17 protein-coding genes and 1 riboswitch are annotated in these 23978 nt (G+C 43.7%); of the genes, 5 read left to right on the forward strand and 12 right to left on the reverse strand.

Going from position 1 to position 23978, the window contains the following annotated elements; translation table 11 throughout:
- Positions 1-46 precede the first annotated feature (46 nt).
- Positions 47-1057, forward strand: coding sequence for an aspartate--ammonia ligase (asnA, locus tag D6856_RS03845; protein WP_120685974.1), 1011 nt, complete (start codon positions 47-49; stop codon positions 1055-1057).
- A gap of 91 nt (positions 1058-1148) precedes the next feature.
- Here the strand turns inward: asnA and pdxR are convergent, their stop codons facing one another.
- Positions 1149-2540, reverse strand: coding sequence for a MocR-like pyridoxine biosynthesis transcription factor PdxR (pdxR, locus tag D6856_RS03850; protein WP_120685795.1), 1392 nt, complete (start codon positions 2538-2540; stop codon positions 1149-1151).
- Positions 2541-2744: 204 nt separating this feature from the next.
- On the opposite strand from pdxR, the gene D6856_RS03855 reads away from it, so the two are divergent.
- Together D6856_RS03855 and D6856_RS03860 are read left to right on the forward strand one after the other, a co-directional pair.
- A complete protein-coding gene (locus D6856_RS03855) occupies positions 2745-4127 on the forward strand; it encodes a TrkH family potassium uptake protein (RefSeq protein WP_120685796.1) in 1383 nt (460 codons plus the stop codon).
- A 21-nt stretch (positions 4128-4148) separates the two neighbouring features.
- Positions 4149-4793 (forward strand): potassium channel family protein, encoded by a 645-nt coding sequence (locus D6856_RS03860; protein ID WP_120685797.1) that lies wholly within the window; start codon positions 4149-4151, stop codon positions 4791-4793.
- A 55-nt stretch (positions 4794-4848) separates the two neighbouring features.
- Here the strand turns inward: D6856_RS03860 and addA are convergent, their stop codons facing one another.
- The 5 genes from addA to D6856_RS03885 form a co-directional block, all read right to left on the reverse strand.
- Positions 4849-8607: a helicase-exonuclease AddAB subunit AddA gene (gene addA, locus D6856_RS15305; RefSeq protein WP_330543994.1), complete on the reverse strand. Its 3759-nt coding sequence runs from the start codon at positions 8605-8607 to the stop codon at positions 4849-4851.
- Positions 8525-12106 carry a PD-(D/E)XK nuclease family protein gene (locus D6856_RS03870; protein WP_120685799.1) on the reverse strand — a complete coding sequence of 1194 codons (3582 nt, stop codon included), beginning with the start codon at positions 12104-12106 and terminating at the stop codon, positions 8525-8527. The genes addA and D6856_RS03870 overlap by 83 nt, the downstream gene beginning before the upstream one ends.
- 27 nt (positions 12107-12133) lie before the next feature.
- Entirely contained in the window at positions 12134-14263 is a 2130-nt protein-coding gene (locus tag D6856_RS03875; protein WP_158588815.1) for an EAL domain-containing protein, read from the reverse strand.
- A gap of 94 nt (positions 14264-14357) precedes the next feature.
- Complete coding sequence (locus tag D6856_RS03880) at positions 14358-15185, reverse strand: sugar phosphate isomerase/epimerase family protein (RefSeq protein ID WP_120685801.1); 828 nt, start codon at positions 15183-15185, stop codon at positions 14358-14360.
- A gap of 23 nt (positions 15186-15208) precedes the next feature.
- Positions 15209-16360: a Gfo/Idh/MocA family protein gene (locus D6856_RS03885; RefSeq protein ID WP_120685802.1), complete on the reverse strand. Its 1152-nt coding sequence runs from the start codon at positions 16358-16360 to the stop codon at positions 15209-15211.
- A 283-nt stretch (positions 16361-16643) separates the two neighbouring features.
- On the opposite strand from D6856_RS03885, the gene D6856_RS03890 reads away from it, so the two are divergent.
- Positions 16644-17201 (forward strand): ECF transporter S component, encoded by a 558-nt coding sequence (locus D6856_RS03890; protein WP_092250099.1) that lies wholly within the window; start codon positions 16644-16646, stop codon positions 17199-17201.
- A gap of 58 nt (positions 17202-17259) precedes the next feature.
- Complete coding sequence (locus D6856_RS03895) at positions 17260-17823, forward strand: TIGR01440 family protein (protein ID WP_120685803.1); 564 nt, start codon at positions 17260-17262, stop codon at positions 17821-17823.
- Positions 17824-17872: 49 nt separating this feature from the next.
- On the opposite strand, the gene D6856_RS03900 is transcribed toward D6856_RS03895, so the two are convergent.
- The 6 genes from D6856_RS03900 to D6856_RS03925 form a co-directional block, all read right to left on the reverse strand.
- Positions 17873-19051 carry a phosphoribosylaminoimidazolecarboxamide formyltransferase gene (locus D6856_RS03900; RefSeq protein WP_092246642.1) on the reverse strand — a complete coding sequence of 393 codons (1179 nt, stop codon included), beginning with the start codon at positions 19049-19051 and terminating at the stop codon, positions 17873-17875.
- A 29-nt stretch (positions 19052-19080) separates the two neighbouring features.
- The gene (locus D6856_RS03905; RefSeq protein WP_120685804.1) at positions 19081-19788 is read right to left on the reverse strand and encodes an IMP cyclohydrolase; all 708 of its coding nucleotides are present in this window, start codon (positions 19786-19788) and stop codon (positions 19081-19083) included.
- Between the two features lie 143 nt (positions 19789-19931).
- Positions 19932-20017: riboswitch (ZMP/ZTP riboswitch) on the reverse strand.
- A gap of 60 nt (positions 20018-20077) precedes the next feature.
- Positions 20078-20839: an inositol monophosphatase family protein gene (locus tag D6856_RS03910; protein ID WP_120685805.1), complete on the reverse strand. Its 762-nt coding sequence runs from the start codon at positions 20837-20839 to the stop codon at positions 20078-20080.
- Position 20840: 1 nt separating this feature from the next.
- Entirely contained in the window at positions 20841-21542 is a 702-nt protein-coding gene (locus D6856_RS03915; protein ID WP_120685806.1) for an L-ribulose-5-phosphate 4-epimerase, read from the reverse strand.
- Positions 21543-21684: 142 nt separating this feature from the next.
- Entirely contained in the window at positions 21685-22806 is a 1122-nt protein-coding gene (locus D6856_RS03920) for an ABC transporter ATP-binding protein (protein ID WP_120685807.1), read from the reverse strand.
- Positions 22806-23969, reverse strand: coding sequence for an ABC transporter ATP-binding protein (locus D6856_RS03925; protein ID WP_120685808.1), 1164 nt, complete (start codon positions 23967-23969; stop codon positions 22806-22808). Before D6856_RS03925 ends, D6856_RS03920 begins: the two co-directional genes overlap by 1 nt.
- Positions 23970-23978: the final 9 nt, after the last annotated feature.

The raw sequence follows: 23978 nt of genomic DNA on the forward strand, positions 1-23978 counted from the left end.
TATTCTTATGGTAAGGAAACTATATAAGAAAGTGGCAAAAGAGATTATGGAAAACCTTAAAATTCCCAAGAACTACAAATCGGCTCTTGATCTTCACGACACACAGGTGGGCATCAAGACTGTCAAAGATTTCTTTCAGGGCATGCTCTCCAACAAGCTCAACCTTCAGAGAGTAACAGCACCCCTGTTTGTAACACCCGAATCGGGACTTAACGATAACTTGAACGGTGTAGAGAGGCCCGTTTCATTTGATATTCTCAATGACAACGGACGTCCCGCTGAGATCGTGCATTCTCTTGCAAAGTGGAAGAGATACGCACTCAAGAAGTACGGCTTCAACGTAGGTGAAGGTCTTTATACAGATATGAACGCCGTAAGACGCGACGAAGTTACTGACAATATTCACTCAATCTTCGTAGACCAGTGGGACTGGGAAAAGGTTATAAATAAAGAAGACCGCAATATCGATTTCCTTAAGGAGACGGTAAAGGACGTATACAAGGTACTCAGAAAGACTGAGAAATTCATGTCTATCCAGTACGATTACATAGAGGAGATCCTTCCCGAGGATATTTTCTTTATAACAACTCAGGAGCTTGAGGACATGTTCCCCGAGTACTCTCCCAAGGAGCGTGAGTACTACATTGCCAAGGCTAAGGGCGCTGTTTGCATCATGCAGATCGGTGACCTCCTTGCATCAGGCGAGAAGCACGACGGACGTGCTCCCGACTACGACGATTGGGCGCTCAACGCCGACATCATCGTATACTTCCCTGTTCTTGACATCGCACTTGAGCTTTCCAGCATGGGTATCCGTGTTGATGAGGAATCACTCAAGAGCCAGCTTGAAAAGGCAGGCTGCACAGAGAGAGCCGAGCTTCCTTTCCAGAAGGCAATCCTTAACAAGGAGCTTCCTTACACGATCGGCGGAGGAATCGGTCAGTCAAGAATCTGCATGTTCTTCCTCAGAAAAGCTCACATCGGTGAGGTTCAGTGCTCTATCTGGCCCGATGAGATGGCTGAAGAAGCTAAGAAGAACGGAATTCAGCTTCTGTAATTTATTTTTCAATACGATACAACAAAAGGTTGCGAATAAACATCGCAACCTTTTTATATTCTTTAAATCAAACTGCTCCTTCGGCATGAACTCAAAGCTCTTTTGCTATCTCTTTAAGTGTATCCCTGATACTACCGACATCCTGATTCGAGTAATTGATGATAAAGCAGTGTTGGTTCTTTGCAGCATCTACAAAATAATAATCCGAAAGAGCTTTTATCTTGATTCCCTTATTCTTAAGACTATTTTCTATCTCAGCATCTTCCTTGTCGGTATCCAACATGATCAGGAAATGAAGTCCTGAATCATTCTCAAGAATGCGGCACCTATCTCTTAATGCACTTCTTTCAATAATCTCCATTAGTCTTCTTCTCTGCTTAGTATAATATAGCCTCATGCGGTTTATGTGCTTTTCAAGATAGCCTTGGGAAATGAACTTTGCCAGGGTGTACTGCTCGAAGTTTGATACCGTACATGAATAAAAAGACATGGTCTCATAAAATCTGTTGGCAAGGTGCACCGGAAGGATCATGTAGCTGATACGAATAGTAGGTGACAAAGACTTTGAAAAGGTATTCATGTAAATAACCTTCTCATTTGCATCTATCGAAAACATCGGCGGAATCGGCTTTCCCGTCACTCTGAATTCACTGTCGTAATCATCCTCAATGATATATCTTCCGTCCCCACCATTTGCCCAGGCAAGAATCTCATAGCGCCTACTTGCAGGCATCGTTATACCTGTCGGAAAATGGTGATTGGGACAGATATGGGCAATCTCCGCTTTGCTCTTTTCAAGCTCTTTTACGGTAATACCGTTGTCATCAAGTGACGCATAAGAAAAGTCTATTTTATTCTGCTTGTAGATATCCGCAAGCTTCTTATATCCCGGATTCTCGATCACATATTTCTTGTCCCTGCCAAGAAGCTGCATGATAAGGCCGTAAAGATACTCCGTTCCGGAACCTACGATTATCTGATTGGGATCCACCAGCATACCGCGGAAAGATTTAAGATGCTCTGCAATTGCCTCCCTCAGTTCCATAACTCCTGCAGTGGGTGAGATCTGCATCAGTTCCTCTTTCATGTTGGACATGACATCTCTTGAAATCCTCGTCCATATGGAAAAAGGGAAATTATCCGGATTGACCCTGTTGCTTGAAAGGTCACACTCATATGCATCCTTTGAAGGAACCTTGATATCGTAATTTACTTTAGAATCCGTCGCTACATTCGGCATCTTCTCAAGGTTTGCAACATAATAGCCTTTCTTGGGCTGCGTATAAACATATCCTTCGCTGATAAGCTGATCATACGCATTCTGTATGGTAATAATGCTGATCCCGTTATTCTGGGCAAAAGAGCGCTTGGAAGGAAGCTTCTCCATTGGTTTTAATTTACCCGACACGATTTCGTTTTTTATACTCTTATAAACATACAGATATAACGGGCCTTTTACGTTATCAAAATTGTAAGTTATCATATTTACTCTCCAAAACTGGTAATACGGAATTTTGCCACACTTTCATTTTTTATATAACCAGATTTATTATAGTATCTTCAACAAAAAATAACAACCAACGCTCAAAACTGGCATATTTATTGACATTTACCAAAAAAAGTCTTACCTTTATCATGACGCTTATCTATTCAAACGTCGTGATAATATATTATCTTGGGGATTCACATGATAGATTTTTCATCATTAACATCAAAAAAGCTGTCGCCGACGCACATAATACCGGCCAGCTTCTTACTAACAATAATTATAGGAGCAGTTCTTTTGACTCTCCCCTTTTCTTCCGCCGACGGAACGTTTACGGATTTTCTGACAGCGCTCTTTACCGCAACAACCTCCGTATGTGTTACGGGACTCGTAGTTGTGGATACATTTGCGCATTGGAGTTTTTTCGGTCAGCTTATTATCCTTATCTTAGTACAGATGGGCGGTCTGGGAATGATAGCAATGGCTTCGATGCTGATGCTCATAACTCACAAAAAGTTTTCTCTGGGAGACAGGCTTCTCCTTCAAGACTCTTTTAACCTAAGCTCGGGAACCAAGCTTCTTAAGTTCCTGACAAGAGTCATAAAAGGAACTTTCATCACGGAAGGAATCGGCGCAGTCCTATATTCGACCGTATTCATCCCGCAATTTGGCTTCCTTAAAGGCCTATGGATATCAATATTTAACGCCGTATCCGCCTTCTGCAACGCAGGTATGGATGTCATCGGTCCCAACAGCCTTATGAACTATCGAAGCAATCCGACCGTAATGATTGTGACCATGCTTCTCATTGTTCTGGGAGGTCTTGGTTTCGTCGTATGGTTTGATATCCTGCACGTGATAAAAGAAGCTTTTCTTAAGCGTTTTTCACCTATAACCGCAATAAAAAGACTCTCCGAACACAGTAAGCTCGTTCTTTGCTTTACGCTTACTCTCATCTTCGGAGGCATGATCATATTTCTTTTAACTGAATGGAACAACAGTGAAACCATTGGAAGTTTAAGCCTTGGAGGAAAGCTCGTTAACAGCCTCTTTGAATCGATAACGTTAAGAACAGCCGGATTTACCACAGTTCCGCAGGAAGGTCTCTCTGTAGCCTCCTGTCTTGTCTCTTATATCTTTATGTTCATCGGCGGCTCACCCGTCGGAACAGCAGGCGGTGTAAAGACTGTCACAGTATTTCTTCTCTTTATGAATGTCAGATCATACGTAAGGAAAGAAAATGAGAACGTGATATTCAATCGCCGCGTATCCGTCGATTCAATGAGAAAAGCGGCTGCGGTTGTATTCGTGAGCCTTTTTGCCACGCTGTTTCTTACCATCCTCCTTTCCATGGTCAATCCGGTACCTATGGAGGACGCGCTCTTCGAAGTTGTAAGTGCATGCGGAACGGTCGGACTATCAAGAGGACTCACATCCTCGCTTAACGTCGCCGGACGCATAATAATCATTATCGCTATGTTCCTTGGAAGAACCGGACCAATATCAATGGTTGCTTTTTTCTCAAGAGCAGGATCAAGCAAGAACAATATCAAATACTCTGATGGCGTATTTTACGTAGGATAAAAGAGAAGGAGAAATGACTAAATGAAGAAATCAATAGCTGTTTTAGGGCTTGGAAAATACGGATGCAGCGTCGCGGAAAGTCTGTATAACATAGGTGAGGATGTTCTTGTCGCCGATAAAAACGAGCAGATTATAAGAGACATGTCCTCAAAAGTCACCTCCGCGATATGCTGTAATCTAGAGAACGAAGACGAGGTTATGTCGCTCGGTCTTCAGAACATGGATATAGTAATTACCGGAATGGGTGGAAACATTGCGGCAAGCATAATGGTTGTGTCAATCTCCAAAGAGAAAGGCGTCCGCACCGTTATCGCCAAAGCCTCTTCGCCGCGTATGGCCAAGATTCTTGAAAGAGTAGGCGCCGATAAGATTATCAATCCCGAGCAAGAAGGCGGTATTCGATCCGCAAGAATTCTTGCTTCACAATCAATACACGATTACTATGAGCTTGACGAGGATCTCTGTATGGTTGAATTACAGCCCAGGCCATCATGGATCGGCAAGAGTCTTATGGAGCTTAACGTCAGACAAAAATACAACATGAACGTTGCCGCAATTAAAGAAAAGGGCGAAAACTGGGGCTATGTAAGTCCTACCAAAAAGCTTACGGAAAAGAACCTTCTCATGGTAATAATCGATAAAAAAGATATAAGCAAATGGAAATAATGATTTGAATATAAAACTAAAGCAGGCAGCCGAAACAGCAGCTGCCTGCTTGGTTTTATAATTTAATTTCTTTTCCCAGAGCAAACGAATAGATATATATTTCTTTCACACTCTTACCGGTTGAGGCTTCCAACGCTCTTTTATACAGGTCAAGCTGTATCTTGTAGCGCTTTATGAGCTCCTGCCCATCGCGCACGTGGTCCGTCTTATAATCCATAAGAACTATGTCATCGCCTTCAAAGAACCAGGCGTCGATAATTCCCTGAATAAGCACCATCTCGTCATCCGGGAATTTATTATCAAGCTCGTTTGCGGGAACTCCCATCATAAACGGCTTCTCACGCATCAGCTTACCTGCTTTAAATGCCTCTCCCATCCTCTTTCCGAGGTCGGTGCTGCGGAATGTGAGAATATCCTTTATTTCAAGGCTATCGATATAGCTTCTTGTTATCCTATCTTTGGTCAAAAGGTCTTCAAGCCAGATATTCAAGGCTTTCTCGTCATTTTCAACATTGTAATCCAGAAGCTCCATTATTCTATGGTACGCCGTTCCGCGCTCTGCGCCTGTAAGGCCGATCAAGCCCTCTCGCTTTGCAGCTTCACCGGTATCCTTCGATGCTCCCGCAGCTGTCGCAATTAAGTCATCCTGTGCCTCGTAGTCCGCACCATATTCCTCTTCCTTGGTGAAATGCTCGCCCATCTCCTCAAGGATATGCTTTTTAAGCTCGGTAACGGTAGTCTTGGTAAATAGCCCTTTCAGGTATTCATGCCCGTATTTGGCAATTAATTTAGCTTCAAGCCTGCTCGCAAGGTCTTTATCGTAATAAGCCGAAATATCATCGCGGCGAATCAGTGCCTTTATGCTCTCAGCCTCCATCTTGGCCAGAATCTCGTCCACAGTTACGGAATTTATGCTAAACTCAGGAATATCAGGATTATTGTCCATGTATCTGTCTGAGATAAGCTCGGAAAGCCCATATTTCTCCGCAATATCTTTTATCGCGGGATGTCTTATAAGCGAAGGCAAGATAAGATCGATATATCCGGAAGCTCCAAGTCTCATGGAATAAGGTATAAGCTCTATGCCGTTTGATGCTCCGTGCGAAAGCTCTGCCTGCTTCTTAATCTCTTTTGACAAAGTATCGGAGAGCTTCTTCATTGAAGCCGTCATTATAAGCTTTTCCTTGGCTCTTGTAAGCGCAACATAGAGAACACGCAGCTCTTCTCCCAGGCTGTCCGTGTTCATCTTATCCGCAACTATCATTCTCTTAAGAGTCTCTGACTTGACGCGCAGCTTGGAATCGATGCATTTTACGCCGATTCCGAGGTCCATATCCGCAATAAGGTCTCCTCTTGTATCCATTCTGTTAAACTGCTTGGAAAGCCCCGAAACGAACACAACAGGGAACTCCAGACCCTTACTCTTATGAATACTCATAATACGCACAACGTCAGCGTTTTCATCTATTATTCCGGCTTCGCCGTAATCAACCTGTACGACCTTGATATGCTCAATATATCTGACAAAATGAAAAAGTCCTTTAAAGCTCGTCTTTTCAAAGTTCTCGGCGCGCGAAAGAAGCTGCTCAATATTTGCCCTTCGCTGATTACCCGCAGGCATGGCACTGACCGTCAGCTCAAAGCCCGTCACATCTATGATGTACTGTAAAAGCTCATGTACGGGTGTATATGCGGACATGTCTCTAAGCTTTTCGATAAAGTCAACAAACGCCGATAACTTACTTTCCAGACCTTCTTCAAGCCGCTTACTATTATCAATAAGTTTCCTGATTCCAATATATAAAGGCTCGTCAAAAGAGTCCTCGACAACGTCATTTATTGCAATCTTAATAAGCGCAAGCTCTTCATCGGAAAAATCTCCGATTGGCGAATGCATCACGGAAACAAGCGGAATATCCAATGTCGGGTTGTCGATCACGGAAAGGATATCCAGAAGTACCGACACTTCCCACGCATCAAAGTATCCGCTCTTTGACTCTATATACGACGGGATTCCCTGCTCTTCAAGAGCTTTTTTAAACACATCATCCCATCCCGACGGAGACCTTAAAAGAATAACAATATCTTTAAAACAAAGCGTCTTATCTTCGCGCATAAGCTCATGGATCCTGTTTCCTATCGCATAAGCCTCATTTTCTTTTTCCCCGCTCGGATCGTCTATCAATATAAGCTCAGGGGTCATGTCAAAAGAGGGATCGGGGTAATCCGCTCCCGTGACAAGCTCCGCATCCTTGTCGTACTCTACACTTCCAAGGTCACTTCCCATGATCTTTCTGAAGATATAATTAGTACCTTCAAGAACTTCCTTTCTGCTTCTGAAGTTCTTGTGAAGGTCTATCCTTCTGTCGCTCGCAGACTCATCTTTACTGTAAGTGGCAAGTTTGTCCATAAAGATCTCGGGCCGTGCAAGTCTGAACTTATAAATACTCTGCTTGACGTCACCTACCATGAACCTCTCGGAAACGCCCGCCTCTTCACCGGAAATCGCCTTAAGAATAAGCTCCTGTACGTTATTACTGTCCTGATACTCATCAATTAAAACTTCTTTAAAGAAATCCCTGTATTCAAGAGCTACAGGAGTCGGATCCCCCGTTTCATGATCGACAAGTATATTAAGCGCAAAGTGTTCCATATCGGAAAAGTCTATCAAAAGCTCATCTCTTTTCCTCTCATCAAACATCTGCTTATACAAAAGCGTCAATCTGCAGAGCTCTTTAACCGCTCTGTCACACAGCTTCATCTGCTCGCAGACCATATCCGAAGGAAGCATCAAGTATTCTTCAGCTATCTTCTTGATATCCTTCTTGGCGCTGTCTCTAAGCTCCTTAGCTGCCTCTCTCTTATCCGTAGATACGCTGTCGTCCTTCTTGGAAGGAAGCCTGTCAAAAGATATTCCTCTTACAGCGTCAAACAGACCATCATAAGAATCACATGAAGTCAGCTTGGATACCGCTTCCGCCTCTTTTTCAAGGAGTTCTCCGTACATATAGGGACCGTCCGGCAGCAAAGTAAGATCATGCGCCGTACCAAGCTTATCTGCTGCTTCGGCAATCATTCTCTTAACTATTGCAACACATTCTTTTACCCAGGGAATCTCTTCGAAATCCATGCCCTCGATATCATAGTCGTGCGCCCTTTCATTCAGATAATCCTCAGGCCAGGGCATACTCATGGAAAAGCGATATAGCTTTTCTATATACTCCTCAACGTTCTTGTCATCGCTTCCGGTACCGAAATAGTCCATGCAAAAAAGGAAATCATCGTTACCTCCTTCCTTTGCTTTGACATATTCATTTTCAAGCATTGCTGACATCACGTCATCTCTTAAAAGCTTGAACTCTCCTTCGTCGCCTACGCGAAATGACGGGTCAAGGCCTATGAAGTTAAAGTTATTCTTAATTACATATTGGCAAAAAGAATCTATGGTAGTTATCTGCGCATTATGAATAAGCGTCTCCTGTTTCTGAAGATGCTTATTGTCAGGTTCCGATACCAGCTTTTCCTGAATCGCAAGCGTGATCTTCTCCTTCATCTGTGATGCTGCGGCCTTTGTAAAGGTAACAACGAGAAGATGATCTATATCAACGCCTTCGTTTATCATTTGAATAATGCGCTCGACAAGAACAGCCGTCTTCCCTGATCCGGCGGCTGCCGATACGAGAACATTACATTTTCTGGCGTCTATTACCGCCTGCTGTTCTTTGGTAAACTCAACTTTCATTTCTGATACGCTCCATTGCGTCTTTATCGTCAAGATCAAGCTCTCTCTTGGAATATCCGGGTATCTTGTCATCAAAACCGCATATTCCCTTATAGCTGCAATACTTACAAGCATCGCGGTTATTCATCTCATACGGATTGACCTTGATATCTCCGTTTAAGATATTCTTGCCAAACTCGCGTATTTTCTTATCCACAAATCCTGAAATAGCTGAATAATCCTCGTTTGTAACGGTGCTCGAAGCCGCAGTTATATCTCCGCTCTTGGTAAATCCGACCGGGATAACGTCAGATGCCCCGTTTATGCTGCTATCGAGCATGTTTATAATTTCCCTGTTTTCGTTGACCAGGCCGGTCGTCTTGAGCTCTTTTATTATCTCTTGATTGATAACATCAGGTTGCAAATCAGCGGAGCCCTTAACCATGGGATCTTCCACGTGGTAATACAATATTGCCGCAGGAACAACTTCCTTTCCTCCGCTTTTTTTCGAGGCTACAGCCTTGGCAACATTCATATACAAAACAAGCTGAAGCTGAAGACCGTAATATAACGAGGCTAGGCTCAGTTTCTTTCCACCGGATTTAAAATCAATGACCTTTACATAAACATGATCCGAATCTTCGCATAGATCAATTCGGTCAATCCTTCCGTGAAGATTCATGCTCTCTATTATGTTATGTTTCTCATCTTCGGTGAGTGCAATATTTATCTCTTCGATCTTACCCGCTTCCCTAAAATCCATTTCAACATGTGCGGGTTCAAAATTTCCTTTTGAAATCTGGTATTTGAGGGTATCTACGGTTCTTGTGAGTATCCTTTTTATACGTTCCGCCATATATTCATTACGGGCGTTACTTAAAAGGATCGTTTCTCCGTATGCATCTATGCATTCTGTTAAAGCTTGATTTAATATCTTGTCTGATTCCTCTTTGGAAAGGTCTTTCCATGATATATTCTGCCTTATTATCTCGCCTGTATACTTCTCAAGAACTTCATGGAATACTTTACCTAGATCCGATGAATCAAAATCAAATTCTTCTCTCTCCGAAAGCCCGAGACCATATCGAAGAAAATGTGCATAGCAACAGGAAGCAAATTTCTCAAGACGGCTTACGCTGTTCTCAAGATTTGCCCCGTACAAAGCAAGTGCGATATTCTTGGCAAGAGGTCTGTCCTCGTAATGTTTGAAGGCCGCTTCCGTAAGCTTTTGAACAAAGCCTCCGCTCATCTTCTCCATACCGGAATCTTTATTGCTTTCACTCTCGACATTTTTGTTCTTCACGACTTCATATAACGTAGAAAGCTCTGTCTTTTTCCTATCGTCAAGAATACCGAGTGAAAACTCTCTCATAAGCTCGGCAAGATTCCCCAAACTGTCACCTATACAGGATGTCTGTTCCTCAAAAGGTGCATCCTCGGGCCTGTCTATTTCCATTCCTTCGTATAGAGACATGATCTTTGAAATAAGATATGCCGGTCTCACGCTCTTTCCATCATTATCAAGCTCCGAAAAAGACAGATATAGCTTGTCTGTCGGTTTGGTGAGATTCATGTAAAGGTATAATCTCTGGATATACATCTGCTGTCTGGGCGTAGGCGCAAGTTCAACGCCCGTATCAAGCTCAAGAAGGAATTGCCTATCCATATCAGAGAGAATACCGCCGCCACCTGTACTTGATGGAATTGAGCCGTCATTAACTCCCATAAAAAGCAGCGCTTTGATCTCTCTAAGTCTTGTTCTTTCGATATCTCCGACTATTACTCTGTCCACATCCTGAGGAATGGTTCCGACTTCTATATCCCCGAAGCCGACACTCAGAATATCTTTGTATTCCTTAATATCAAGCTTATCTTCGCCTATCAGCGCGGAAATCTGCATCAGTATATCGATAACCTTCCCGTAAACCTGATCGTATTCTTTTGCCTTGGCGATATCTCCGAGCTTTTCAAATTTCTCTTTATATCGAAGAAGCTTCTCGCTGCAGGCGTTTTCTTCTATCATTTTTAAAAGAGCGTCTGTTATTTCTACAGCCGTTCCTTCTTTGGCATCAAACAAAGGCTTTAACTGAGCACTTATTGAAGCTCTCATACCTTCAAGCTTTTCCACAAGCTCAAGTTCCTTAGTCTCGGTATCTTCACTTTGGCTTCTTTGACTGAATCTCGCAGGCATTCTGCGCATGAATCTGTCTTCCCATGCACTCCTACCCTTGATTCCGAGCGCTCTAACATAATTCTCCAAAAGATCCGTATCCTCTTTGGAGAAATCCGTCATGCCGCTTCGCATATAGTGAAATACGTCTTCATATCTGTATCCTGAAATAACTATATTGATAGCACTCGTTATGTATTCTATAAAGGGATTAAGCATAAGCCCCGTATTCTGGTCAATATAAACCGGAATATCAAATTTGGCCGCAGCTCTTTTTATAAGATTTGCATAGCTTCCGAGATTACCGCATACCACAGCTATATCCCTGTACGCATAGCCCTTGCCTGTCACAAGAGAGCGTATCTTGATCATAGTCTGGCGAACTTCCTCTTCGAGCGTCTGCGCCTCGAAAAGTTGTATGGAATCCTGTTTGTCCGTATATTTTCTCGAGTTGAATCTAAATAAATTCTGCTCAAGAAATGCAAGCGGCGGATTACCCTCAAGTCTTTTTACTTCTTTGTCTTTTATAAATATGTCTCCGCCTGCCTTGCCGCTCATCTCGGCGTTTCTTATATTTCTCCACGCCTCGAAATCAGGTCCCCCGGCAGCTATCACGGAAGTCTCTTTTAAAAGCAAATACTCGGCTTTTTCAAGGTCAAGTACCGTCTTCTTGGTCAGCATAAAGAGCTCCTGCTCCTCAAAAGAAGGGGCATACGGATCTTCTTCGGGCCCTATTGTCAGAGAAACACAGACTTCCTTAGATACTCTCATAAGCTCTTTTATTACCCTGTACTGAATGGGCGTAAAGCCTGTAAAGCCGTCGAATACTATCACCGAATCTTTTAGCAAGGATGAATTTGGTATTGCCTTACATAAAATATCAAGTGTTTCTTCTGTAGTTATGAATTTTCCTTGGATGTAGCGTAGAAATTCGCTGTAAAGAAGTCTGAGATCTTTGATCTTTGAATTGAGCGCAGCCTTCTTGCCACTCTCGTTTTCCAGAGTCGCAAGCGCATCATCACTTATTCCGTACTGCATAAACTCAGAGATTGTTGACTTAACCTCATCGATATAGCCCGGTTTATGCATGTTTTTACCTATAACTTTCAGTCTGTCGCCGAGAATATCCGCAACACGCCTAAGAACAAGGCTCTTTCCGACATCGTCGAGCACAGAAAAAGAGCTTTTTGACGTCTCTTCAAACACTCTGTGTGAAAGGCGCCCAAAGCTCAATACATCAATGTTCATTATCGCATGTGAAGGATGCATTCTAACAACATCCTTCTGAGTTTGCATCGTAAACTGATCGGGAACTATGAGCAAAAAATCAGTCCCGACATCAGTCAAACTTTTGTCTATGATCTCTTTTATAAGTCCGGTACTCTTGCCGGATCCCGAAGCTCCAAAACAAAACCTAAGCATCTAAAAAAGCCATCCTTACGCGGGATCCTAATTGGTTCCCACCATCTCGTCGGCATATCTGCTACATGAGATATACTTCCATTTATTATTATAATAGAAAGGCATAATCATGTACATCTGCATTCTGCCTGCATTTTCAAGCGACGATGAATGGAAATGATCCACAAGATAATCCGTTCCGGCCTTTTTTATCCTGTCCCTAACGGTCGACATATCATAAAAGCTTATAAACCGCTCGATCTCCGACTTTTTGATATATAGCTCCGCGTAAGTTTTTACCGCCTTATCTGCGCTCTTAACACGATCGGAGATTGCTATCTGCTCGCCCTTAAGGAAGATATTTTCCACGGTTCCCTCATCGTCAAAAATATCCACCCTGAAATACTGATTAAAAATATGCGCCATCGCAGCCTGAACGCTGTCGGCAAGATGGCCGTCACTATACAGCGTCACATTCCTTGATACAAGGGCAAAAGACGCTTTGTTTCCCTGCCTCGATATGAAACGCACCTTGGAATTGACGACGCTTCCGCCTGCTATATAATCGGCTTCCGCCCTACTTGTGAGAGAGCTCTCCGCCTTCTGTGTTATCTCTTTTAACCCCTTAACATCGGGAAGCTCAACATTCTTAAGCCTCTTGTTTACTTCTTCCATGTTCGCGATTCCAATCGTATTAAGGAAGGTAACATAGGCATTATTCATGTAGAGCATGTTCATTTCATTCTCATCGACCTCAAGTATCGCTATCGGAAGGTTGTTGAAAACCTCCATGGTCTTGGGTCGTAACGGTGTATTTCCAAGAAGATTGATCTCTCCGATCTTGTCGTAGTAGTTCCTTATCTCCATAGATTCACAGTGTTCGCCTACATTTGTAGCCTTTTCACCGCTGTCGTTAAGAGGCTCCGGCTTTCCGAACAAGAAGCCCTGCAGCTTCTCACAGCCGATTCTTTTAAGAAACTCGTACTGCTCCTCAGTCTCCACACCCTCTGCGATCGTATGGATCCCGAGCTCTTTTGCCATATCCACGATATTTGCAAGGATTACCCTTGATTTCTTGTTGGTCTGAAACTCCCTAAGGAAGTTCATATCGATCTTTACGACATCAAAATCATAGGATTTAAGGTTATTAAAAGAGCTATAGCCTGCGCCGAAGTCGTCCATCCAAACTTCATATCCCGCATTTCTGAAGCTTTTTATCTGATCACCCAGAAAGTCCGCGCCGGATGCGACCGCACTCTCCGTTATCTCTATATTCAAAAGATATTTTGGAATGTCATACTTTTCCCTGCACTTATCAACTTCTCCGAGAATATCGCAAAGTTCAAAATCAAGCCTTGAAAGGTTAACGGACACAGGTTCCACATTATGTCCGAGCTCGATATCTTTTCGAAGATCCGCGCATACCTGCTCAATAATATAGGTATCCAGCTTATGAACAAGCCTTACATCCTCCAAAACCTCGATAAAAAGACCCGGCGAGATAATCCCAAATTCCGGATCCATCCACCTGGCAAGCGCCTCATAGCCGCACACATTGCGGGTCAGCGTCCTAACTTCCTTCTGATAATAAACCTTGAAATATCTGTTGTTAAAAGCAGTCTCGAAGTTATCAAGTACATATTGTCTAAGCCTGTTTCTGTTTTCAAGCTCATCCGAATAAAAATTGGTATCGCGGTCATAAACTCTGATAATGTCGTCACAGGCCGCCTTCGCCCTGTCTATCATGACAACAGGATCTTCCTCATCGCCTCTTGCAAGGTAGACTCCGGCCTTAATACGCATAACAAGGCCTTTCTCATACTTGTGAGCGATCTCACGCAGCTTATCCAGTCTTTCGGATATTTCATTTTGCATAAGTGAATTGGAAAGAATTATAAAATGATCGCCGCTTGCCCTTGCAACCAGCTCATTTGGAAAAACTCCAAGAATCTCCATAGCAATGCCTTTTATGAAGTCATTGCCTCCGGAGAAACCATATCTTTGGTTAAAAGACTTGAAATTCATGACGTTAATATAGATTATGACCGTATTAAGACAAGCCGCAAACTCCCCGTGTCCCTGAAGATGCTCAAGGATACCGGTCAGACTGTGCAGCCCCGTAAGTTCATCGATATGATATCTTTCTTCAGCCATCAATGAATCACGTTTTTTCCTCATAATCCCTGCCTCCATAACCAATGAAATAAAATCCCCCGTAACATTAGTTATTTGGAAACAAAATAACGTGCATGCATGAATATTATATCATACTTTACGAAAAGTTTTCGTAAAAAAATCCTTTTACATATTCAACACTTCTTAGATATTCTTCATCGGTGACCAGGTGTTCAATGATATAGGTCATGTCCTTATCGTATTCAAGGCCTTTTTCTATGACGTGCTTTATATTGATCTCTCCGTTTCCGGGATAGGTCTCTTTGAAAAAGATCGTGTAATCATCCTGCATCTTAACGTCCTTGATATGGCAGCTCCTTATATATTTACCGAGCTTTTCAAAGCATTCATCTATGAATTCTTCGTTGAAAAAATATCTCTTAGGAGTTGTCATCCAGTTAAAAAGATCAAGATGTACCGCGAATCTGTCCCTGTCTACATCTTCCATAAGTTGCAAATACTCATCCGGGCCCGTCGGAACCATCCAAGGCATGGGCTCTATCGTAAAATATGTATTCTTGGGATTAACGGCGTCTATTATCTCTCTTATTGTCTTTACTCCAAGCTCCCAAGTCTCTTTGGAAAAATTGTCCTTGTATGCTCCGTCCCAGCGCTCACCTCTGGAACCCAGGATATTTACGCAGCAGCGCGCACCTATCCTGTCAGCAAGCTCGAGCTGACCGATACTGTACTTAATTGCTTCTTTTCTTTTATCTTCATCAAGATCCAGTGTGTTTCGCCAGATTCCGACTTCTGCGATCGTTAGGCCGTTCGCGGCAGCTTCTTTTACATATTCGTCGACAAGCTGCTCGTCATCCTTGCATGTAGGCGAAAAATTGATGGCTTCAAGTCCGAGTTCTCTGTGTCTTTTTGCCCACTGTGCGGGGCTGTCATGTTTAAGAGGTGATGACGTTCCAAGTTTCATACTTTTCTCCTTTTTGGCTTGATCTATATCTCTCCTAAGTCTGTTCCGGGCTTTATCGGCTCGGGTCTTTCGCATGTAGTAGTCATTTTGTAGGTTTCATTGTTATCTGCCGACTTTATTATGCCTTCAAGCGCTTCGGTCACATGCAAAATAAAGTCTCCGCTTGTTCTTGGTGTTCTTCCCTTTTCTATGGCATCGGCGAGATCCAAAACACCTATGCCTCTCGAATAATCTTTTACCCTGGGGAAGAGCTCGGGAAGTGTCACAAAGCTTTCACTTCTTTTAACGGCGTCCTCGCTCTTATTATAAACGGTATCGGTGAACTGCTCTTTTCTGTATATTTTGGGACTTCCACCGCCGAAGTTCGGATCGGGATAAGTCAAAGTGCCGTCGCTTCCGTATATCTCAAACATCGGGAGGTTCGATCTGTATATATCAAAACTTACGTTAAGATTTACTACCGCTCCGCTCTTAAGTCTCATGACCGCCGAATAATGCGTATCGGTCTCTGGCACCAGCTCTTTTCCCTCATCGGGACCAACATAAATGTGGCGAACTTCCTGCCCCTTGCAGCTAAGTGCCGTTATGCTGTCGATCGGTCCAAGCAGCGAAACGATCGCCGAAATGTAGTACGGCGCCATATCGTAGATAGGGCCTGCGGTCTTCATATAAAAAGCTCTCGGATTGCGGTGCCATGTCTCAACGCCGAAAGTAGTCATATTGGCTGTGACAAAAAAGGGCTTACCTATAAGATTGTCATCAAGATAATGCCTTACGCTCTGCAGTCCCGAGGAAAGAAAGGTATCGGGAGCACATCCGACAAAGAGATTTTTCTCTTTTGCCAGCTCGAGGATGCTCCTTGCATCTTCAAGATTCGCCGCAAAGGGTTTTTCGGAAAAAAGATGTTTGCCCGCATTTAATATCTTCTTGGACAGCTCTACATGAAATTGAGGAGGGGTGAGGTTGATTATTATGTCGATAGACGGGTCATTAAGTATTTCATCGACACTAAGTACGCGTGGGATACCATACTCGGAGGAGAGTTTACTGGCAGCATCCTTATTTATGTCCGCGCACGCATCAATTTCGAGTTTCTTATAGAACTGCTTGATATCGCCTGCATAAGTTCTGCTGATAACACCTGTTCCCAAAATTCCGACTTTACAGTTTTTCATAAGATGTTCCTTTCTTCGGGATGTATAGCATTTGTGCAATCGCACTTTTATTATTTTAATATCATCAACTTCCTTTCACTTCTCATATCTTGCAATCGTATTTATCAAATAGTAAACAAAAAAGAATGTGCTGCCTGCTCGTGTTATCTGGTATTAAAAAAATAATCAAAATTGGGTATTATATTGATACCAGCTATGTAGTATATTCTATGAAGTGTGGGAAGAATGCATATTTCATCAAACGGCAACACCCTACACAATATCAACATTTGGGAGAATACCGATGACACAGAATTCAGCTTCGGAAAATAACAAAAAAACTTCGGACCACGTAAAGTGGATCTGCATAACAGCCCTTTTTATGGCGCTCAACATCATTATGTCCAGCTTTGGAATACCGGTTCCCGGAGGACACCTTTACCTCTGCGACCTTATCATATGCACGGCGGCGATACTACTCGATCCTCTCGCAGCATTTATTGTTGGCGGCGTCGGATCTTTCCTAGGAGACCTTCTCTTTTATCCGGCTCCCATGTTTGTATCGCTAGTAACACACGGTCTTCAGGCACTCGTGATCTCTCTTATCGTTCACAACAAGATTATTAAGGGGGAAAAAGAGCATTTTGCGGCATCCGTAGTTGCAACTCTCATCGGCGCGGTTATAATGGTAGTTGGTTATACACTCGGAAAAACCTATGTGTACAGCACTTTTGAATATGCAATGATTAAGCTTCCTTATGAGATCGCACAGGCACTCCTCGGAGTAATCGGTTCTCTCCTTCTTTGCTATAAGGCGGGACTATTAAAGATATTTAAAAGATTTGATTTCAGCGATAAGTGAAGCACCGGCGCGCACGCAGCAGGCTTCACTTGAAAAGATACAATGAGAGGATTAAGAAATGGATTTTAAGGAAATAACATCACAAAGCAGACAAGCTGTATGTGAAATTCTGGAAGGAGCAAGACTTATCAAAGGAAGCCTCTTTGTTGTAGGCTGCTCATCAAGTGAGATCCTTGGCGACCAGATAGGCACGGCAACAAACCTCGACAGTGCCAATGCCGTATTTGACGGAATCGTGCCTGTCCTTAAAGAAAACGGCATATATATGGCAGCTCAGTGCTGCGAACACCTTAACAGAGCTCTTGTTGTAGAGAGAGAAGTTATGGAAAAGTTCGGATTTGAGCAGGTCAATGCAATCCCTCAGCCCAATCACGCAGGCGGAGCCTTTGCAACCGTATGCTATCAGAGATTTGAAGATCCCGTACTTGTAGAATCAATAAATCAAAAAGCCGATGCCGGAATAGATATCGGCGGAACGATGATAGGAATGCACATGCACCACGTTGTGGTTCCCATGCGTATCTCCCTTCGTAAGATCGGAGCCGCTCCAATAATATGTGCACGCCACCGCCCGAAATACGTCGGCGGACAGAGGGCAATCTACGACGAAAAGCTCATGTAAACAAAAGAAAACCCTGAAATGCGAAAGAAAGCATTTCAGGGTTTTTGAATTAATGATGGAACAAACGAAGTCCTGTGAATGCCATTACCATATCGTGGCTGTTTGCTGCCTCGATAACGTTGTCATCACGAACAGATCCGCCGGGCTGAGCGATGTACTTTACGCCGCTCTTAAATGCTCTCTCAACATTGTCTCCGAAGGGGAAGAATGCGTCTGAACCAAGAGCAACATCAGTGTTCTTATCAAGCCAAGCTCTCTTTTCCTCTTCTGTAAATACTTCGGGCTTCTCCTTGAAGATATTCTGCCACTTGCCGTCAGCAAGAACATCCATGTAATCAGCGCCGATGTAGAGATCGATAGCATTGTCTCTGTCGGGTCTCTTGATGGTATCAAGGAAAGGAAGGTTGAGAACCTGAGGTGCCTGACGAAGGAACCAGTTATCAGCCTTAGAACCAGCAAGTCTTGTGCAGTGGATTCTTGACTGCTGTCCTGCTCCGATACCGATAGCCTGTCCGCCCTTAACGTAGCAAACAGAATTGGACTGTGTATATTTAAGTGTGATAAGTGCAATGATAAGGTCGATCTTAGCTGACTCAGGAAGTTCCTTGTTGTCTGTAACGATGTTTGTGAGCATGTCCTCACCGATCTCGATGAAGTTGTGTCCCTGCTCGAAAGTTACGCCAAATACCTGCTTCTTCTCGATAGCAGCGGGAACGTAGTTCTCATCGATCTCGATAACAGCGTAGTTACCGCCCTTCTTAGCCTTAAGAACAGCAAGGGCCTCATCTGTGTAGCCGGGAGCGATGATTCCGTCTGAAACCTCTCTCTTTACAAGGTTAGCTGTATCAAGGTCGCAGACATCAGAAAGAGAAATGAAATCTCCGAATGAAGACATTCTGTCAGCACCACGCGCTCTTGCGTAAGCATTGGCAAGAGGTGAGAGCTCTCCGAGATCCTCTACCCAATAGATCTTTTTCTCAATATCGGAAAGAGGTGTTCCTACAGCAGCACCTGCAGGTGATACGTGCTTGAAAGATGTAGCTGCGGGAAGTCCTGTAGCTTTCTTAAGCTCTGAAACAAGCTGCCATCCGTTGAGGGCATCGAGAAGGTTGATGTATCCGGGTCTTCCGTTAAGTACCTTGATGGGAAGATCGCTTCCGTCCTCCATGTATACTCTGGAAGGCTTCTGGTTGGGGTTACAGCCGTATTTAAGTTCTATTTCGTTCATACCGTTTTCTCCTATTATCCTACTTGATATTACTTATTCTTGTTGATGATCCTTGACTCGTACTTACCTGTCTCGATGTCAATGAATCTTGTGAACAATGAAACCTTGTTGTCCTCATTGAGTGCATTCCAAACATTGTTTGTGAATGTATCGATGTCTCCGTCGATATCAACGAGTGTAGGCTCACCCTCATAGCTGGGAAGCGGGTTGCCGTCCTTCATATATGTATGGATAAAATAGCCTTCACCTGCCTTGGGATTTTCGTAAGCAAATGTAAATCTATGACAAGAAGAAGGATCTCCGTTGTTGCTCTTAAGGATTGACATTGCAAAATCGTACTTGCCGTTCTCAACGTTCATGATACCTGAAATACGAGGTGTGTAGTTGGGAGCGTCGGGCTCGAACTCTCTTGTGCGAAGAGCCTGCTCAAATGTCTTGCCCTCTTTCATAAGATCGTAAACAGTATCTGTCTGGTCACCGTTTGTAACGATAGTTGAGTTTCCCAAAACTCTTACGGGAGCGTAGATGATAAGGCTGGGATCTTCCATCTTGGAAGGATCGAAAGCCTGAGTGCGGATGCCCTCGCCGTCCTCTACAAATACTCTGTTTCTTGAGTTTTCACTTCTTCCCATGATGAAGTAAGCACAAGCTGCCTTCTTACCGTCTTTGGTAAGACCGATAACGATGCCTCTTCCGGGGTAAGTGGTGCGTGAGATTTCTTCCTGTAAATTAACCATATCTGTCCTCCATTTAAATGAATCACATGCTTCACTAAACTCGAAAAAACCTTGTTAAGTGAACATGTGTGGCTCGCACTAAGCTCGACAATACCACGCTAAGTGCTCTGCACAAAAAAACCGCCTGAGTAACCACTGCTAAAAGCGGTTGCCCAGGCGGTCGACATACATTATTATTCTCCATACTCCCTCGTGGTTACCCACTTATCCGCCAGTTGTATGGACACATATAACATACACTTTTGCTTAAAAAAAATCAAGGTAAAAAATAACCAAAGATTTTTTCATATCACTTAAACGGATTTTCAGTGACTCCTCTTGCCAAACAAAGGCACGATGTCGGTCCTGTATATGATAAAGGATTACCGTCAACATCCGTAACCTTGCAGCCCGCCTCCGATGCGATCAGCGCAGCTGCGGCGTAGTCCCAGAGCTGGATCTTAAGCTCAAAATAAAGACTTGTCCTTCCGAGCGCCGTACAGCACATATCCCATGCAGCCGTACCGGATCTTCTGATATCTACGCATTTAGGCATAAGCTCTTTTACCATCTCAAATGTCTTGTCCCTAAGCTCGGTGTAGTACGGAGCGGTTCCGAACACTGCAAGGGAGTCGGACAGGGGACTATTGGAGGACATGATCTTTTCACCATTCATGTAAGCCCCCTGCCCTATAACAGAGGAAAAAAGCATCTCATCATAAGGGTTATAGATTACAGCCATATATGGTTTTCCGTCCTTCAAAAGAGCTATCGAAACCACTGATGGTCTGTACTCAAAAATAAAATTACTCGTCCCGTCTATCGGGTCAAGAACAAAACAATATCCACTGCTCATCTTTTCCGAAAAGACATCCTGCCCGTCCTCTTCGCCGAGGAATGACGCCTCGGGAAGGATCTTCTCAAGTCTTTCGATCAAAAAAGCCTGTATCTTTTCGTCGGTTTCGGTGCAGAAGTTTGCGTGCCCTTCCTTTTCCATGATCTTGGGACGCTTGGCGTTTACCATTATCTCTCCCGCATCTTTTGCAGCTTCAATTATATTCTCAATCAACATCTTATTTCTCCGCTTGTCCGTAATATGCGCCGGGACCGTGCTTTCTAAGATAATGCTTATCCTGAAGCTCCTTGGGAGCCGGCATAACATTTGGATTTATCATCTCACATAATGCAGCCATCTTGGCACATTCGTCAAGTACCACTGCATTGTGAACAGCATCCAAAGCATCTTTTCCCCATGTAAAAGGTCCATGGTTCTTGCAAAGGACAGCGGGCATGGCAACGGAATCTATATTGTTCTCCTTGAAGTAGTCCGCGATAAGGACTCCGGTGTTATGCTCGTAGCCTTCATCGATCTCTTCTTTGCTGAGATTTCTTACGCACGGTACTTCTCCGTAGAGATAATCCGCATGTGTGGTGCCGTAGCAGGGAATACCCCTTCCTGCCTGTGCCCAGCTTGTCGCCCATGTCGAATGAGTATGAACTATACCGTTTACCTTCTCGAACGCATTGTAAAGCACTGCATGCGTTGCTGTGTCTGATGACGGATTGTAGCGACCTTCAACCTTGTTTCCATCAAGGTCGACCACAACCATATCATCGGGACTTAATTTATCGTATTCAACGCCACTTGGCTTGATGACAAAAAGACCTTTCTCTCTGTCGATCTCACTGGCGTTTCCCCACGTAAAAGTTATAAGACCGTATTTCGGCAAAAGCATGTTTGCCTCATACACCTTCTCTTTTAATTCTTCTAACATAACTACTCCTTGATCAGTCTTTGAACAAGCTGAGGACGATGGCGATGATATTCCATACAGAGCCCCATATCTGCCATGCAAGGAGCAAAAGTAATACTATAGAAGCTACGCTTAAGATTATATTCATCACATTTTCTCCTTATCAGTTCTTCTCTCTAATACGGTCGCCGGTCTCAATATCGAAAAGATGCGTCTTTTCTCCGCGAACTTCGAGCTTGATGACATCGCCTCTCTTATAGCGCTTCTCATCCTCGGTGATGAGCATCATGAGAACGTCACCTACGCGGATACCGATCCTTCTCTCGTCGCCGAGATTCTCGAATGTTGCGATCTCTTCGGAAGTACCCTGGGAATCCTCTCCTCCGACAAGCACGTCCATGGGACGAACGCCCATCTTGCAGCGGAATCCGTCACTTACTACACTGTAGTATCTCTCGGGAACCGCGATCTGAAGATTGGAATCCTTAAAGGTAAAGAAGAAGGTTCCGTCCTTATTTATAATGGTAGTCTCCAAAATGTTCATAGGAGGCTCACCGATAAATGATGCAACGAACTCATTGGCGGGATCGTCGTAAACTTCCGTAGGTGTTCCGAACTGCTGAAGTACACCGAAGTTGATGATAGCGATCTTATCAGCAAGTGACATAGCCTCGAGCTGATCGTGTGTAACGTAAACCGTTGTACATTTGATCTTATTGATAAGACGTTTGATCTCGGTACGCATTGCCTGACGTGCCTTACCGTCAAGGTGTGACAAAGGCTCGTCCATAAGAAGGAGCTCGGGCTCTCTTATGATAGCTCTTGCAATATTAACACGCTGCTTCTGTCCGCCCGAAAGCTTAACGGGCATCTTATCAAGAAGGTCGTCTATCTGCATGAGAGGAGCGATCTCGCGAACTTTCCTGTCGATCTCTTCCTTGGGCACGCCCTTTGCTCTCATGTTGAACGCAACGTTTCCGTATACGTTTAAAGGCGGATACATCGCGTAATCTTCGAATGCAAGTCCGATATTTCTGTCCTTGGGATGAAGCTTGTTTACAAGTCTGTCTCCGATAAAGATCTCTCCGTCAGTTATCTCCTCAAGTCCTGCGATCATACGCAGTGTAGTTGTTTTTCCGCATCCGGAAGGACCAAGTAATGCGACGAATTCTCCCTGCTCACAGACAAGGTTAAGATCCTTTACAGCAAAATCATTCTTGATCTTTTTCTTTTTACCTGAATTATCATATCTTTTATAAAGATGATTAAGTGTCAATCCGGCCATTATTCTTCCTCCTTTGATGCAGCGAGTGCAATAAAGCTTGCCTCATCGTAACGAACTATATATTCTTTGCTCTCAAAGTCAAAGAGGATTATATGATCCATTTCGAGCTTAATGTAAACATCGCTGTCGATCTCAACATTCAGACCGTTGGGGGCGATCATACGAAGCTGATAATCTCCGCACTCTGCAACGATAACAGATTTATTTCCGATACTCTCATAGCTGTAGACCGTGCTCTTGAAATAACCTTCCTTGGGTTCAAAAGAGTACTTAACATTCTGAGGACGGATACCGATGTCGCAGCGTACCATTCCCTGCTCCTTGATCTTGGAATAAACATTGTCATCCTTAGGAAGAGCGAGAGTGATCTCTTCTCCGCATACATTGATCTTTGCATCAAATCCGTCATTTGTAGCTGCTACTGTTGCCTCAAAAATATTGATCTGAGGTTCACCCATAAGCTGAGCCGTAAACTCATTGCAAGGCATATAGTATATCTCGTCGCCTGTACCTATCTGCACGATCTTACCTTTATTGATAATGGCGATACGGTCGCCAAGCGCCATTGCTTCCATAAAGTCATGTGTTACATAGATACAAGTAGATCCGAGATTGGCCTGCATTTCTTTGAGCTCTGTACGCATCGAGTTACGAAGCTTCGCATCAAGATGTGCCAAAGGCTCATCCATAAGGAATACGTTGGGAGTACGAACCAGTGCTCGTCCCATCGCAACTCTCTGCTTCTGTCCGTTTGAAAGCTGGCTGGGAAGTCTCTCAAGAAGATTTTCCATCTTCATTGTCTTAGCTGCCCACTGGATCCTCTCAGCGATCTCTTCCTCGCTAGCCTTGTAAAGCTTACTTCTAAGGGCTGATGCCATGTTGTCGTAAACAGTCATCTGAGGATACAGAGCATAGTTTTCGAAAACCATCGCAACGTTGCGGTGTGCGGGATCTGTAAGGTTCATTACTTCATCGCCGAATTTTACAACGCCTTCTTCGGGCATCGCTATTCCTGCGATACAATTTAATATAGTAGTCTTTCCTGCGCCGGCAGGTCCGAACAATACAAAAAACTCTTTATCTTTAACGTCAATTGTGATTCCATCAAGTGCCTGAACTTTGCCGAAGGCCTTCTTGACATTCTCAAGTTGTATTCTTGCCATAAGTCCTCC

The sequence above is a fragment of the Butyrivibrio sp. XB500-5 genome (assembly GCF_003625505.1).
In the GTDB taxonomy this organism is placed as follows: domain Bacteria; phylum Bacillota; class Clostridia; order Lachnospirales; family Lachnospiraceae; genus Butyrivibrio.